The following is a 13,934-nucleotide window of genomic DNA, read 5'->3' on the forward strand; positions in this document are numbered from 1 at the left end:
ACGTCTCCTGCTCCCCGTTCCGGGTGCCGGTGGCGCGCTTCGAGGCCGGGCGGGCGAAGCTGCTGGAGGACTCCTTCACGCTGCACCACTGAGCCGGTCGAAGCGCCCGCTCCTGCAGCACGGTACAAGCGCTGCAGGAGCGGGCGCTTCGTCGTGACTGGTGCCGGTCAGAGACTCGCAGTCAGGGGAAGACGCAGAAAGCGGCGCCGTCGCCCATGGCAAGGGACGACGGCGCCGCGGTGCAGTGTGGATCAGGCGGGGTGTGCGGTCAGGACGCCGGAGCCGATCAGGGCGTCCTGCAGGCGCCGCATGGCGACCAGCGGTCGCGACTCATCGAGCTCGACATCATCGTAGGTGAGGGCCTGGCCAGCGGGAACATCGCGGACGAGGCGGGAGCCGGCGGCCAGCCCGATCGGCAGCAAGTTCGCCGAGCGAGCGTCGTCGGCGTCGTAGGCGGTGCCATGGACGTGGTTGCCCCCGATGCCTTCGAGGACGGTCTCGCCAGCGAGGTCCGACTTCGCCGTGGCGATGACGTCGGCGCTCCACGTCGTCGAGCGGAACGAGGACTGGCGGTCCAGGACGGCTTCGCCGATCGTGAGGACGGCTTCGACGGAGGCCAGGTGGTAAGGCCGGTAGATCTGGAAGTGGTTCCCCTCCCCGGGCAGGCGCAGGTAGTGCAGCTCCTCGGTGACGACCTCGTTGTCGCTGCGGGCGATGACGAACACGCCGGGGGCGACGTCGCCGGTCACGTACTCCACGACGGGCTTGTCGCCCTCAAGGATCCCGCCCTCGCTCTTGGGGCGCAGGACCTTAGCGAGGTCGGGGAGGTCCACGGCCGCGCCGTGCATGCCAGAGGTCTCGATACGGTACCCGGTGGCGTTGGCCAGGGCAGCCATCTCGATCTGGGTCTTCGTGCCGTCGGTGAAGGAGCACAGCATCTTGGGGTTCATCCCCTTGTGTGCCGCCTCTTCCGTGACGTCTGCCGGGGTGTCGGTGGGGCGCATGGGATTGTTCTTGCCCTTGCCCGCGACGACGACCTCGAGGCCGAGGTCCTCGGCGTACTCGACGAGCTTGAGGCACTCGGCGGGCTCATCTCCGCGGCAGATCGCGTAGACAGCATTCCCGGCCTGGGCGATCTGGCCCAGCAGCAGGCCGACGGTGACGTCCGCCTCGACGGTCATGAGGGCGACATCCTTGCCGGCGAGCAGGCAGGACATGGCGACCTGCGCGGCGACGTCGGGGATGCCGGAGACCTCCATGACGATGTCGACGGGGAGCTCTGCCAGGCGCAGGCCCTCGGAGAGCACCGTCGAGCGGCCGTCCTTGATGGCGGCCGCGGCTGCGTCGAGGGAGTCGGCGCGGACGACGTCGTCACGCCCGGCCGCGCGCAGGGCCTGCTCGGCGCGGTCGACGTCGAGGTCAGCGACGGCCACGATCTCCATGCCGGGCGCGCGGTGGATCTGGGCGACGAGACCGCGGCCCATCTGGCCGGCGCCGAGGAGCGCGACGCGGACGGGCCGGCCCAGGCGGGCGGCGCGCTCGAGAAGTCGAGTGCTGTTGTTCATGGTCGTGAGCCTTTCGAGAGGTGGGGCTGGCAGAGGTTCTGCGGGAGTCAGGCGGCGATGCGCACCGGCTGATGGCGACCGGCTGCGCGCGTGCGACGCGTGTCGTGGCACTGCTGGGCTGCGTGCTGAACAGCTTCGGTCATCCAGCGGGAGACGGCGCGCTCGGGCGCCGAGCGCAGCGGCCCCAGCAGTACGGGGGTGCTGTGGAAACGGGCGAGCACCGTGGATCCGGTCATGGACCGGGCGTCGAGCACACGGCGGTTCGCGGCGTCGACGGCGAGGACGACGACGCACCCCCGCAGCATGCCCTTGCCGCGGCCGGAGGCCACGATGACGCCGGGGTGATCGTTGGCCTGGGCGACGTCGCGGACGGTGCGTGAGTACGCACGGTGCTGCATCCAGCTGAACAGGAAGGACAGCAGGCTCGCGCCGATGAGGATGGCGACGAAGCCGAAGGAATCCATGATGCTCCCCTTGTCAGGCGCCGCGGACGGTGATGCGGGCGCCGGACTGCGGGGCCGGCGAGGGCCCGTCGACGTGGATCGCGCCGGGAAGCAGCTTCTGGTCGCCGGCATCGACGTACAGGACCACGTGCCCCAGCTCTCGGAGATTGTTCGAGGCCACGTCTCCCAGGCGCACGACGGTGTACTCGGCGACGCCGATGGAGATCGTGTCCCCGGCCTGGATGTCGCGGGCGAGTTCGCCGCTGGGGCTGTGCACGACGCTGACGTCGGCCAGAGCGGGCGGGACGGGCTCGGCGAAGAGGATGACCACGCCGGCTTCGAACATGGACGGGGCATCGGCGCCGATGCTGGTGACCGTGGAGGTGTAGAGATCAGACATGACAGGGGGTCCTTTCGGGGCGGTGGCGTCGTTGCTCAGTGAACGAGGAAGCCGGCGAAGTAGGCGATGAGCACGGCCACCGGTGAGGTGATCAGGCGGGAGAAGAGGATCGCGGGCACGCCGATCGAGACGGTCTCCGCCTTGGCCTCGGCCAGAGAGAGGCCCACCGGCACGAAGTCGCAGCCCACCTGACCGTTGATGGCGAACAAGGTGGGGAGCGCGTACTGCACGGGCAGGTTGCCCTGGCCGATCTGCGTGCCCATCAGCACGCCGACGACCTGTGCGATCGCGGCGCCGGGGCCGAGGATCGGCGAGAGGATCGGGATGGCCGTGATGAGGCCGAGCAGCACAAGGCCGAGCGGGTTCTGCACCAGCGGGGTGACGCCCCACGCGATCGCCTCGGAGATCCCGGTGTAGGTGACGATGCCGATGAGCAGCGACACGTACGCCATGAACGGGATGATCGTGGAGATGCAGAGCTGGATGGCCTGCCGGCCGGAGGACAGCAGGGTGTTGATGATGTGGCCGATGACGCTGCCGAAGCCGACCACGACTCCGGAGAACCGTGCGAGCAGGCCAGAACCAGATGCCATCGCGGCTCCGGTCTGTGCCATCCGCTCCTGCTTGCTCGGAAGGGATCCGGACGGGGTGTCCGTGGCCGTCTCCGCCACAGCCGGGTCTGCTGCTTCCGCAGGTTCCTCGGACGTGACGGGCTCGGTCGTGTGGGTGCCGTCCACCGGGGTCACGTTGGTGAGGGCCACAGCCGAGACGAAGATGTCTTCGGTGATGAACTGCGCGAGCGGCCCCCCGGGCTCGCCAGGGTAGACGTCGACGGTGGGGATGCGCTTCTTGGGGTAGACGCCGATGCGGGCGGTGCCGCCGCAGTTGATCACGGCGCACATGACCTTGGCGTCCTCGACGTGGTTGGTGAAGCCGTCCACAGCGGTTCCGCCGGTGAGCTCGGCGATGCGAGCTGCCACGGGGTGGATTCCTCCGCTGGTCACCGAGAGAACGACGTTCTTCTCTGCGGTGGGGGTCAGGCTGAGATCGCCTCCCCACCCGCCGCGTCCCTTGGTGACGTTGACGGTGCTATAGGTCTGTTCGCTCATGCCGCACCTGCCTGGAGGTGGCCGGCCGCGTAGTCCGCGTCGAAGGCCGCGAAGGACTTCCGGTGCTCGGGATCGCGACGGATCAGCAGCGCGGTGATCCACTGGGTGACCAAGCCCCGGATCAGGATCACGACCAGGCCGACGAGGAAGTACATGACGGCCAGCTTCGTGTAGGCCTCCGGGTTCACCGCGAGCACACCGGCGCTCACGCCGGTCCACACGAAGATCTCTCCAGCGTTGGCGTGGGGGAAGAAGCTCGTGACCGGGTGGAGGAACGACGCGGTCGCATCGTAGTAGGCGGGCTTGTGCCGTTCGGGCAGGAAGCGGCCGAAGGTGTAGGCCATGGGGTTGGTCAGCATGATGATCGCGAGCACGGGCATCAGGGTGTAGCGCGTGAGGGCGTACTTCCCGGACCACTGCACGGCCCCGGTCACGCGCTCCTCGCCGATCCACGTCGTCGCCGCGTACATCGCGGTGAGCAGCACGATCAGCAGCGGCAGGACACCGGTGACGAGATCCATGAAGCTCGACGCCGAGGCATTGAACAGCCCGATGAAGTGCTCGGCGAACCACGTGATCGCCTTCATCACGGGGTTGTCTGCGCCGACCGCGGGTGCTGCCGGTTCCGCGAGGATCCAGGCGCCTCCGCCACCGGTCGCTGGGCTGAGGGGTTGCATGCGAATCTCCTTCGATCCTGAGTGCGATTACCGATCAACTCGCGGCTATCTGCACATCTGTTCACTCTGTCTGCACGTTGGTACGTTCATAGTGCCATCGGGCTTTCGGGCCCGCAAGCCCACCCATGTGCACACTGTTGCGCGCAGAGTTGAACATTGGTGCATACTGGGTGTGTAGGACCCTCTACGGATGCAAGGAGTGCCCGTGCCCGCACTACGAGATGACGCGACGGTCGTCCTCGTCGCCCGCCTCTACTACGAGGAGCAGCTGTCTCAGGCGGCGGTCGCGGAGAAGCTGCACCTGTCGCGCCCGAGTGTGTCGCGCATCCTGGCGCAGGCCCGTGACCGCGGCATCGTCGAGATCAGCATCCACGATCCGGGTGGTTCTTCGCGCCGCGACCCTGATCTCGAGGGGGCGCTGCTCGAGCGCTTCGGGATGAGTGCCGCCATCGTCGTGAAGGGTCCTCACGCCGGGGATCTGGATCGGGTATCCCGAGCTGCCGCCGACGTGCTCTCGGGGCGCCTCCGAAACGTCGCGAGCATCGGAGTGTCATGGGGGAAGACGATGCAGAGCGTGGTCGAGCGACTGCCCGCGCTCACGCTCAGGCCCGTTCCGCGGGTGCTTCCTTTGGTCGGGGGCCTCAGTGCGTTGGATCAGCTGGAGTCCGGCGACAGCGTGCTGCGGGTCCTTGCTTCGAAGATCGGTGCTGTCGCCGAGCCGCTGTTCGCCCCTGCAGTCCTCGGATCTCCCCTGGCGCATGCCGCTCTCATGGATGAAGTCAGCATCCGGGGGGTGCTGGATGAGGCCGCGAAGGTGGACCTGGCGCTGGTGGGGATCGGATCCATCGGATTGCACTCCAACCCTCATCTGGTGGCCGGCATGCGGCTGACGCCTGAAGAGACTCGCGAGTTCCGTGCTCAGGGGCCGGTCGGGGACCTCTGCGGGCGGTTCGTCGATGCAGAGGGGAACTCTCTGGGGGCGCCGTCGGCCGACCGCATCGTCGCTGTGGACTTCGAGAGCCTTCGCAAGATCCCGGATGTCATTGGAGTCGCCGCCGGGGCCGAGAAGGCTCCCGGAGTCGGTGGAGTTCTGCGGTCGGGTGTCGTCGACACGGTGGTTGTTGATGCCGCTTTGGCGAAGGCGGTCCTCGCATCCGCGTGAGCGAGAGGTCTCGCGAGGTTCACGAGCCGGTCATGACGACGTGCCAGGGCCGGACGCGGACCGACAGCAGCCCTGAGATGACGGCTTCGTCGGCTCGCGCGAGCCTTTCGAGATCGGCGATGTCCATCGACGCGGGGTAGCGGACGACGGTCATGCCCTCGCCGTCGTCGCTTGTGATGGATTCGGCCGCGACCAGCCAGCCTCTCTCGTACAGCGAGCGCCAGAACGCGATGGGATGCGCGAACCGTGGGTCCGGGGACATCGAACCGACGCGCCCCGCCCGGAGGTATGCACCAGGGCGGCCCACGCAGAGCTCGACGCCATGTCCTCGGAGGTCATGGGACTGCCGGGCACGTTCGTGTTCCGGGGGCATGCCTCGCTCGGACCTGCGCGCCGTCGAGGGCGAGCTCCGTGGCGATCACCTTCCCGATATGGCACGCTCGGGTCGTGAGCAGTTCGAGCCCGTTCCTGACCGCCCCGAGCGGCTGAGATTGCTGACGGGCCGCCGGCATGGACGGATAGCTGCTCGGACGGGCGGTACTTCTGGTGGTCATGGTGGCCGCCGGTGTCCTGCTGAACTGGGCGGCCCGAGCGACGGCTTCGGGCCGGATCGGGAGGAACGCGCTCGTCGGGATCCGCCTTCGCAGCACCATGGTGAGCGACGAGGCGTGGCGCGCCGCGCATTCCCGGGCCCAGCGGCCGATGATCCTCGCCGGGGTCATGCTGGCATGGACGACCACCCCCGACGAACCGAGCGGACTCGCACTGAGCGAGGTCCCCGATCCCGTCCCGCAGGCGCATGAGGTCATCGTGCGCGTGGAGGCGTTCGCCCCGAACCCCGGCGACCTCGCAGCGCTCCCCGGTGCGCCGGCCGGCGCCGTCCCCGGATGGGACGGCAGCGGAGTCGTGCTGGAGCCCGCTGCCGACGGAACCGGGCCCCGGGCGGGGGACCGCGTCCTGTTCCTCGGGCTCACGGGAGGGTGGGCGCAGAAGCGCGCGGTGTCGCGCCAGTTCCTCGGCACGGCGCCCGCCGGCGTCTCGTGGGAGGAGCTCGCCACGCTGCCGGTCCCGGCCACCAGTGCGCTGCGCGCGGTCCGCAGGCTCGGCTCGGTGCTGGGGCGGCGCGTCCTCGTCGTCGGCGCGAGCAGCGCCGTGGGCAGGGCTGCCGTCCAGATCGCCGCGAGGTCGGGCGCCCAGGTGGTCGCCGTCGCCCGGGACGAGAGCCGGCACCGCGAGATCAGGCGCCTCGGCGCGCACGAGACCCACACGAGTCCTGCATCGATCTCCTCCCGGGTGCATGGAGCGATCGACCTGATAGGAGGGCAGCACCTCGTCGACGCGTACGCGCTCCTCGAGGCGGGCGGCACCGTCATCGCGCTCGGTCATGCCGCAGGAGACGACGAGCGCTTCCCCTACGGGGCATTCGTGGCGGACCTCGCCACCGCGGACCGCTCCATCACCAGCTTCTTCCTCGCCACCGAGCCGGACCTGGGCGACGAGATGCAGTACCTCGCCGCAGCCGGCCTGGACATCGGGCCGATCGACAGCCGGCCATGGACGGAGCTGGCCCGATGGATCGGGTCGGGCGCACCGAGAGGCTCCGGCCGCGTGGTCTTCCGCGTGGACCACGACGCATGACGCCGGTCATGACGACGTGCCAGCGATCCCCGTGGCGATCGCTTTCCCGATATGGCACGCTCTGGTCGTGAGCACTTCGCAGCGCAGCGACGCCCCTCCGTCCGACGATGTCCGGGTCCTCTCCGTCGACGACAACGGCGGGTGGTGCTGGTACCAGGATGAACGCGCCGCGGCCGATGCCGCACAAGGCATCGTCCTGCTGGGGAGCGTCGCCTCCTCCGGAGGGGCCGAGGGCGCGCGGCGCGGCGGCGACGTGAACGTGAGCGTCGTCGACCTGGGGGCCGGGACCGCGCGGACCGTCACGCTGCACGCGGGGCTGGAGAGCGACGACCATGACGTTCCCGCCCTGTGGAAGCGCTCCGACGGCAGATGGGTGGCCGTCTACACGAAGCACGGGGCGGACACCCTCACCCGCTGGCGGATCAGCGAACCCGAGGACCCGACCGTCTGGGGCCCGGAGCGCGTCTTCGACTGGTCGACGGACCTCACGCACCCGGCCGATGCCGAGGTCGCTGCCGCGAACCGCACCGGCGCGACCTACCAGAACATCCACGAGCTCGACGGGGTCCTGCACTGCTTCGTACGATCCATCAACCTGGACCCCTGCGTCCTCGTCTCCCACGACGACGGGGAGAGCTGGGAGTTCGGCGGTCGGCTGCTGACCCGCGACACGATCGCCCAGAGCTACGTCCGCTACGCCTCCGGGAACCGCTTCGGCCAGGACGACAGGATCGACCTCATCGTCACCGAGCGCCATCCCCGGGTCCACCCCACCTCGATCTGGCACGGCTACCTCTCGGGCGGGCAGCTGCACCGCACCGACGGGACCGTCGTCGGCCCTCTGGGGCGGCGACTCGCCGAGGCGACCCCCGCGGTGGAGGGCCTCACGCAGGTCCTCGCCCACGGCGCGGTCGACGAGGGGGCCGTGCTCACGCACTGCTGGACGATCGACCTGCGCCGCGGCGAGGACGGCACGGTGGTGGGGATCTTCTCCGCCCGCGTCGACGACCCTTACGGACGGGACTACCGGGAGCGCGGCGAGGACCTGACCGCCCACCGCTTCCTGCGCGGCGTGCTCGCGCCGGGGGCCGCCGAGTGGGTCGTCCGTCCGCTGGCGGAGGCCGGGCCCGAGCTGTACTACGCGGAGCAGGACTACACCGGGCTGGTCTCGATCGACCCGGACGACCTGTCCGCGCTGTACCTCTCCACCCCGATCGACCCGCGGGACGGCTCTGCCCTGGCACGGCACGGCGTGTTCCATGGCCGCACCCGGGATGACGGGCTGACCTGGGACTGGCGGCCCCTTGCCGTCGAGGCGGAGGCGATGAACCTCCGCCCCATCGCCGTCCCCGGCGACCCGCAGCGGTCGATCGTCGCCTGGCTGCGCGGCGAGTTCCGCACCTATACCGACTACGACACCGAGATCGTGCTGAGAGTGGCGCCCCGCGCCTGAGCCCGCCGGGGGCCCGCGCTGCTGCTCGCCACGGGAACCGCGCGACGCCCCGGGGACGGAAGTCTCCGGCCCGCCCCGCGTCCACGTCCACCGCAGGGCGCCGGTCTCCGGGGGGCCTGCGGCGCGCGGGCAGATCGGGTTCTGGATCATCGGCGGCGTGTTCGCGGCCGGCTGCCTGGCCCTCGCGGTGAGCCTGTACCTCTCCGCGCTGCGCAGGCCCCTGCGCGAGCAGCGCCGCTACTACGCGCTGCGCGGTCTGGAGGCCCCGGACGAGCGGCTGCGCCGGGCGCTGCGCACGAGCGCCGGCTGGTCGCACCTCAAGAGCATCTGGCCGCTGACCCTCGAGGTGCATCCCAGCTCGGAGGGGATGACGCCGCGGCAGGCGCGGTCCTTCCGCACCCTGCCGCTGATGTCGGCGGAGGAGAACCGCGACGGGCTCGCCTCGGACTGGGGGATCCTCCACGCCCAGCATGCCCGTGCCACGCTCTCCGAATATCTGAACGTGGGCGTGCATTCCCACGGCTTCGCCATGGCCATCCACCACGGGGACCCGGACGCCCTGGACTCGCTGGCCGCGCTCGCCGACATGCCCACCACCCGCCTGCTGGAGATCGGCAGCGCGCACGAAGGCCGCCCGCCGCAGCTGCTGTGGGGCTGGGACCTGGTGCGCACCGCGGTCATCGTCCGGCAGTCCGAGAGCGCCGGCTACCTCGACCGGGAGACGGCGATCGACCTGCTCGAGGAGATCACCGACCACATCGTCGCCCTGTTCCCCACCGAGCAGGAGCTCCTGGAGAACTGCCAGCTGGGATTCGCCCTGCGGGCCGGGCCCGAGCGGCGTGCCGAGGTGCGCGAGCGCAAGCGCCTGGATGCCGAGTACCTGGCGGGGGAGTGGCCGACCGTGCTGGGCCCCTGGCCGTCCCCGAGCGGCCGCCCGCTGCCGCCGGCCATGGCCGAGGGATTCGCGCGCGACCTGCACCCGCACGAGGACGACGAGGACGCCGAGGGCGACCGGCGCCCCTGACCCGCAGACGACCCCCGGCACCGCCGGTCAGCCGGCCAGGGCCGACGTCAGGCGGACGGGGCCGTCGCTCCCTCGACCTGCCCCGCGGGCACGGCCGGCTGCGGGACAAGGGAGATCAGGCGCTGCGTCGCCCGGGTCTGCGCGACGTACAGATCCCGGGGCCCGGCCTCGCCGGCCGCCGCGATCGCGTCGGGGTCGACGATGATCACCGTGTCGAACTCCAGCCCTCGTGCCTCGGGGGCGCCGATCACCGCGACGCCGTCCGCGCCGAGCGCGGCCTCCAGCTCCGGTGCCGCATCGGCCGTCGCGACGACGCCGATCAGCTCGGCCGGGCGCGCGGCCCTGGCCTCCGCGATCAGGGAGCGCAGCGCCGGCAGCCGGTCCCCGGGCCCGCACGGTGCGATGCGGGGCTCCTCGCCGTGGCGCAGCGACCGGGAGATCCGCTGCTGCGGGGCGATCCGGGCCAGGAGGGGGCGCGTCGCCTCGAGGATCTCCGCCGTGGTGCGGTAGTTGACGGTGAGCGTCCGATGCAGGAATCGATCCTCCACGAACGGGGAGAGCGCCTCCTGCCAGCTGCGGATGCTCGTGGCGGGCCCCGCCTGCGCGAGATCGCCGACTACGGTCATCGACCGCTCCGGGCAGCGGCGCATCAGCGCCCGCCAGTGCATGGCCGAGATCTGCTGGGCCTCGTCCACCACGACGTGCCCGAAGACCGTCGCGGGCGGCCCGTCCACGAGCGCCCGCGCCTCGTCCAGGAGCGCGAGATCCGCCGCGGTCCATGGGGCGTCGGCGCCCTCGACGAGGCGGGCGATGTCCTCCGCGGGGGCGTCCGGGAGCGCCGCGGCCAGCGCCGCGCCGTCCGCCAGGGCGGCCCGGACCACGTCCGCCGCGTCCAGGCGCGGCCAGACGCCCTCGATCGCGCGGTCGAGGGCCGGGTCCCCGCGCAGCTCCTCGCGGATCCGGTCCCAGTCCGTCGCGGCGTCGTCGGCACCGCCGTGCGCATCGACCGGGCCCATCCGGGCGAGGTCCTTCCCGGTGATCCGGTCCAGATCGATCCCGAGCTGCGCCTCGAGCTCGCTCTCGAAGGCGGCCTCCTCCGCGAGGGCGCGGTCCTCCAGCGCGGCGACGAGGTCGTCGACGACGGCGTCGAGGAACAGCGCTCGGGCGGCATTGTGCCCCCGTCCTCCCTGGAGCGCGTGGCGGCGCGCGGCATCGACGACCGCGGGCTCGAGGACCACGGCGTCGTGCGCCGTGCTCAGGGCCAGGGGGACCCCGTGCGGCCGACGCTCGCGCACCTGCCGGGCGAGCACCGCGGCCAGCTCGGCCCGGCCCTTCAGGCGGGCGAGACGGTCCGGCTCGGACCGGGGCGCCTCGATCCCCACGAGATCCGGCAGCGTCGCCAGCTGCACGTCCTCCTCCCCGAGGGAGGGCAGCACGTCGGAGATGTAGGCGAGGAAGCGCCGGTTCGGGCCGTGCACCAGCACGCCCCGGCCGGCGAGGTGCGGCCACGCGTACAGCACGAAGGCGGCGCGATGCAGGGCGACGATCGTCTTGCCCGTGCCGGGGCCGCCGTCGACCACCATCACCCCGCGGTGCTCGGAGCGGACGATCTCGTCCTGCTCCGCCTGCAGGGTCGAGGCCGCCTCGCGCATGCGGCCCGTGCGCGCCCCGCCCAGCGCCGCCACGAGCGGACCGTCGCCGACGAGGTCGCCGGGGCGCGGCGGCCCGCCGTCCAACAGCTCATCGCTGACGTCGACCACGCGACGGTCGCGGATCCGCAGATGGCGGCGCCGGCGCAGGCCCATCGGGCTCGCCATCGTCGCGGCGTAGAACGGCCGGGCGGCGTCCGCGCGCCAGTCCACCAGCAGCACCTCGCCGGTCTCGGCGCGCATGCCCATCCGGCCGATGCGCAGGCTCCCGCCGTCCTCGGCCCGGTCCAGGCGCCCGAAGCACAGCGAATGCTCCGCCGCGCGCAGCTGCCGGATCCGGCTCTCGAGCCGATGGAACTCGAGATCCCGGGCATAGGCCTCCGCCGGGCCGTCCGCCGGGGTCGCCAGGAGCCGGTCGCGCGCCGCCGTCCGGGCCGCGAGGTCCGTGTCCAGGTGCGCGAACAGCACGTCGAGGGCGCGCTGCTCGAGCGAGGCCTGCTCGCGCCGCTCCAGGTCGCCGCCCGGCGCAGGCGGCGTCGGCTGCGCGTCCCCGGGCCCGGCCGGCGCCCGTCCTGCTCCCTCCATCGCCCGCCGCTGACCTGCTGTGCTCGTCCGCTCGTCCACGCACCCCGCCTCTCGATCCTCGCCCACTATGGGGCTCGCGGCGCGGGGGTGCAACGTTGACGTCCGGGGGCTTCTCGTGTCCTCGACCTCGGCTCGCCGGCCATGGCAACTGGCGGCAACACGCCCGGGGCGGCAGGATTCTCACGTAGGAATTCCTGTGTTCGGCATCGCTGCCTGGACTGCACGGACACGGCGCAGCGTGTTCGCCTCCCGAATTCTCACGTCGACAATTTCCCTGCGTCCCCCCACTCCGAATGAGGACCCTCCTCCCATGGCTGTCATCGAAGACACCGCGCCCGAGACCCGCAGGGCCTCCGCGCCACCCGGACCCCGCCGGCAGGCCCCGCTGCTGGTGCGGATCCTCCGAGACCGGACGGTGCTGCTGTTCGCGCTGCCCGGCATGCTGGTGCTCATCGCCTTCCAGTACTACCCGCTGCTGGGCAACGTCATCGCCTTCCAGGACTTCCAGCCCTACCTGGGCATCGACGAGAGCCTCTGGAGCGGGTTCCGCAACTTCTCGATCCTGATCAGCAACGACCCGGCGTTCCTCAACGCGCTGAGGAACACGCTGATCCTCACGCTCATCCAGGCGGTGCTGGTCTTCCCGCTGCCGATCGTCCTGGCGCTCATCCTCAACAGCCTCATGTCGAACCGGATGCGCCAGATCGTGCAGTCGATCCTCTACCTGCCCCACTTCCTGTCCTGGGTGATCGTGGTGGCGGTGTTCCAGCAGATGCTGGGCGGGTCCGGCCTGGTCAACAGCTTCCTGCGCTCGCACGGCATGGCGACGCTGGACATCATCGGCAATGCGGAGCTCTTCCGCGCCCTGCTCACCAGCCAGGTGATCTGGAAGGACACCGGCTGGGCGACGATCCTCTTCCTCGCCGTGCTCGCCGGCATCGACAAGGCCCTGTACGAGGCGGCCTCCGTCGACGGCGCGAGCCGCTTCCGGCAGATGCTCCACGTGACGCTGCCGGGCATGCGACCGATCATCATCCTGCTGTTCATCCTCCAGCTGGGCAGCTCGCTCACGGTCGGCTTCGAGCAGATCATCCTGCAGCAGGCCGCCGTCGGCGTGGACGCCAGCGAGGTGCTGGACACCTACGTCTACAACGAGGGCATCGCCGGAGGCCAGTGGGGCACGGCCGCCGCCGTCGGCCTCGCCAAGAGCGTCGTCGGCCTGATCCTCGTGCTGACCGCCAACAAGATCGCGCACGCCTTCGGCGAGCAGGGGGTGTACAAGGCATGACCGCCTCGACGCACACGCAGAACCGTCCCGCATCGGCCCGCCCCCGCCCCCGCGGGAGGCTCTCCGACACCGCCGGCCCCCTCGAGAAGGCCTTCAAGGCCATCGTCCTCACCGTCGCCTGCGCGCTGGTCATCATCCCCTTCCTCGGGATCGTGTCCACCAGCGTGGCCCCGGCCGACCAGGTCACGAACGCCGGCGGCTTCGTGCTGCTGCCGCGGGAGATCGACCTCACCGCCTACCGCTCGATCCTCTCCGGCGGCGTCGTCTCCCGTGCCCTGCTGATCAGCATCCTCGTCACCGGCGTCGGCACCGCCCTGAGCCTCGTGCTCACCGCGATGCTCGCGTGGGCGCTCTCGCGCCGCGGCACCGTCGGCAACCGGGCGATGCTGCTGCTGGTCCTGGTCAGCCTGCTGTTCTCCCCGGGCATGATCCCCACCTACCTCGTGGTGCGCCAGTTCGGGCTGATCGACAGCCTCTGGGCGCTGATCATCCCCACCGCCGTGAGCGCCTTCAACGTCATCGTGGTGCGCGCGTTCTTCGCGAACCTCCCCGAGGAGCTCATCGACGCCGCCCGCATCGACGGCGCCACCGAATGGCAGATCTTCCGCCGGATCGCGCTGCCGCTGTCCCGCGCCGTGCTGGCCGTGGTGGGCCTGTTCTACGGCGTCGGCTACTGGAACGCCTTCTTCAACGCGCTGCTCTACATCAACGATGCGGCGAAGTGGCCCCTCCAGATGGTGCTGCGCACCTACGTCGTCAACGGCACCGAGATGGGCGCCTCCGAGATGGGGACCGTGGTCGAGCACGCCCCGCAGCAGACCACGATCCAGATGGCGATCCTCGTCATCTCCATCATCCCGATCGTCATCGTCTACCCGTTCCTGCAGCGGCACTTCGCCAAGGGCGTCCTGACCGGGGCGGTGAAGGGATGAGCGCGACCG

Annotated in this window: 13 protein-coding genes; 6 read left to right on the plus strand and 7 right to left on the minus strand. The window is 70.9% G+C overall.

From position 1 onward, the window contains the following. Nucleotides 1–251: 251 nt before the first annotated feature. From ABD234_RS15015 to srlA, 5 genes are read right to left on the minus strand one after another with little or no spacing between them, the layout of a single operon-like run. Nucleotides 252–1,565 (minus strand): NAD(P)H-dependent oxidoreductase, encoded by a 1,314-nt coding sequence (locus ABD234_RS15015; protein ID WP_344357874.1) that lies wholly within the window; start codon nt 1,563–1,565, stop codon nt 252–254. Between the two features lie 47 nt (nt 1,566–1,612). Next, nucleotides 1,613–2,029 carry a transcriptional regulator GutM gene (locus ABD234_RS15020; protein WP_344357876.1) on the minus strand — a complete coding sequence of 139 codons (417 nt, stop codon included), beginning with the start codon at nt 2,027–2,029 and terminating at the stop codon, nt 1,613–1,615. Between the two features lie 13 nt (nt 2,030–2,042). Continuing rightward, nucleotides 2,043–2,408, minus strand: coding sequence for a PTS glucitol/sorbitol transporter subunit IIA (locus ABD234_RS15025; protein WP_344357879.1), 366 nt, complete (start codon nt 2,406–2,408; stop codon nt 2,043–2,045). Between the two features lie 35 nt (nt 2,409–2,443). Next, nucleotides 2,444–3,517, minus strand: coding sequence for a PTS glucitol/sorbitol transporter subunit IIB (gene srlE, locus ABD234_RS15030; protein WP_344357882.1), 1,074 nt, complete (start codon nt 3,515–3,517; stop codon nt 2,444–2,446). Continuing rightward, nucleotides 3,514–4,104: a PTS glucitol/sorbitol transporter subunit IIC gene (srlA, locus tag ABD234_RS15035; protein ID WP_344357884.1), complete on the minus strand. Its 591-nt coding sequence runs from the start codon at nt 4,102–4,104 to the stop codon at nt 3,514–3,516. The genes srlE and srlA overlap by 4 nt, the downstream gene beginning before the upstream one ends. 295 nt (nt 4,105–4,399) lie before the next feature. Here srlA and ABD234_RS15040 point away from each other — a divergent pair, with 295 nt between their 5' ends. Then, nucleotides 4,400–5,356: a sugar-binding transcriptional regulator gene (locus tag ABD234_RS15040; protein WP_344357886.1), complete on the plus strand. Its 957-nt coding sequence runs from the start codon at nt 4,400–4,402 to the stop codon at nt 5,354–5,356. Between the two features lie 19 nt (nt 5,357–5,375). Here ABD234_RS15040 and ABD234_RS15045 read toward each other — a convergent pair whose 3' ends face one another. Next, a complete protein-coding gene (locus tag ABD234_RS15045) occupies nt 5,376–5,618 on the minus strand; it encodes a YciI family protein (protein ID WP_344357889.1) in 243 nt (80 codons plus the stop codon). 290 nt (nt 5,619–5,908) lie between these two features. Between ABD234_RS15045 and ABD234_RS15050 the strand changes: the two genes are divergently transcribed. From ABD234_RS15050 to ABD234_RS15060, 3 genes are all read left to right on the plus strand, one after another. After that, the gene (locus ABD234_RS15050; protein ID WP_344357891.1) at nt 5,909–6,994 is read left to right on the plus strand and encodes a zinc-binding dehydrogenase; all 1,086 of its coding nucleotides are present in this window, start codon (nt 5,909–5,911) and stop codon (nt 6,992–6,994) included. Between the two features lie 67 nt (nt 6,995–7,061). After that, nucleotides 7,062–8,447 carry a BNR-4 repeat-containing protein gene (locus tag ABD234_RS15055; protein WP_344357894.1) on the plus strand — a complete coding sequence of 462 codons (1,386 nt, stop codon included), beginning with the start codon at nt 7,062–7,064 and terminating at the stop codon, nt 8,445–8,447. Nucleotides 8,448–8,604: 157 nt separating this feature from the next. Next, entirely contained in the window at nt 8,605–9,471 is an 867-nt protein-coding gene (locus tag ABD234_RS15060; RefSeq protein ID WP_344357897.1) for a DUF1266 domain-containing protein, read from the plus strand. Between the two features lie 47 nt (nt 9,472–9,518). Here ABD234_RS15060 and ABD234_RS15065 read toward each other — a convergent pair whose 3' ends face one another. Next, nucleotides 9,519–11,744, minus strand: a complete 2,226-nt coding sequence (locus tag ABD234_RS15065) for a HelD family protein (protein WP_344357900.1) — start codon at nt 11,742–11,744, stop codon at nt 9,519–9,521. Between the two features lie 271 nt (nt 11,745–12,015). Between ABD234_RS15065 and ABD234_RS15070 the strand changes: the two genes are divergently transcribed. Then, nucleotides 12,016–12,993 carry an ABC transporter permease gene (locus ABD234_RS15070; protein ID WP_344357903.1) on the plus strand — a complete coding sequence of 326 codons (978 nt, stop codon included), beginning with the start codon at nt 12,016–12,018 and terminating at the stop codon, nt 12,991–12,993. After that, a complete protein-coding gene (locus tag ABD234_RS15075) occupies nt 12,990–13,925 on the plus strand; it encodes a carbohydrate ABC transporter permease (RefSeq protein WP_344357905.1) in 936 nt (311 codons plus the stop codon). Before ABD234_RS15070 ends, ABD234_RS15075 begins: the two co-directional genes overlap by 4 nt. Nucleotides 13,926–13,934: the final 9 nt, after the last annotated feature.

Origin of the sequence: Brachybacterium phenoliresistens, from assembly GCF_039530785.1 — a bacterium.
Lineage (GTDB): Bacteria > Actinomycetota > Actinomycetes > Actinomycetales > Dermabacteraceae > Brachybacterium > Brachybacterium phenoliresistens.

What these genes read in the sequence shown, in the direction of transcription:
- ABD234_RS15015 (WP_344357874.1), bottom strand. Translation starts at nt 1,565, where the DNA reads ATGAACAACAGCACTCGACTTCTCGAGCGCGCCGCCCGCCTGGGCCGG.
- ABD234_RS15020 (WP_344357876.1), bottom strand. Translation starts at nt 2,029, where the DNA reads ATGGATTCCTTCGGCTTCGTCGCCATCCTCATCGGCGCGAGCCTGCTG.
- ABD234_RS15025 (WP_344357879.1), bottom strand. Translation starts at nt 2,408, where the DNA reads ATGTCTGATCTCTACACCTCCACGGTCACCAGCATCGGCGCCGATGCC.
- srlE (WP_344357882.1), bottom strand. Translation starts at nt 3,517, where the DNA reads ATGAGCGAACAGACCTATAGCACCGTCAACGTCACCAAGGGACGCGGC.
- srlA (WP_344357884.1), bottom strand. Translation starts at nt 4,104, where the DNA reads ATGAAGGCGATCACGTGGTTCGCCGAGCACTTCATCGGGCTGTTCAAT.
- ABD234_RS15045 (WP_344357889.1), bottom strand. Translation starts at nt 5,618, where the DNA reads ATGTCCCCGGACCCACGGTTCGCGCATCCCATCGCGTTCTGGCGCTCG.
- ABD234_RS15050 (WP_344357891.1), top strand. Translation starts at nt 5,909, where the DNA reads ATGGTGGCCGCCGGTGTCCTGCTGAACTGGGCGGCCCGAGCGACGGCT.
- ABD234_RS15070 (WP_344357903.1), top strand. Translation starts at nt 12,016, where the DNA reads ATGGCTGTCATCGAAGACACCGCGCCCGAGACCCGCAGGGCCTCCGCG.
- ABD234_RS15075 (WP_344357905.1), top strand. Translation starts at nt 12,990, where the DNA reads ATGACCGCCTCGACGCACACGCAGAACCGTCCCGCATCGGCCCGCCCC.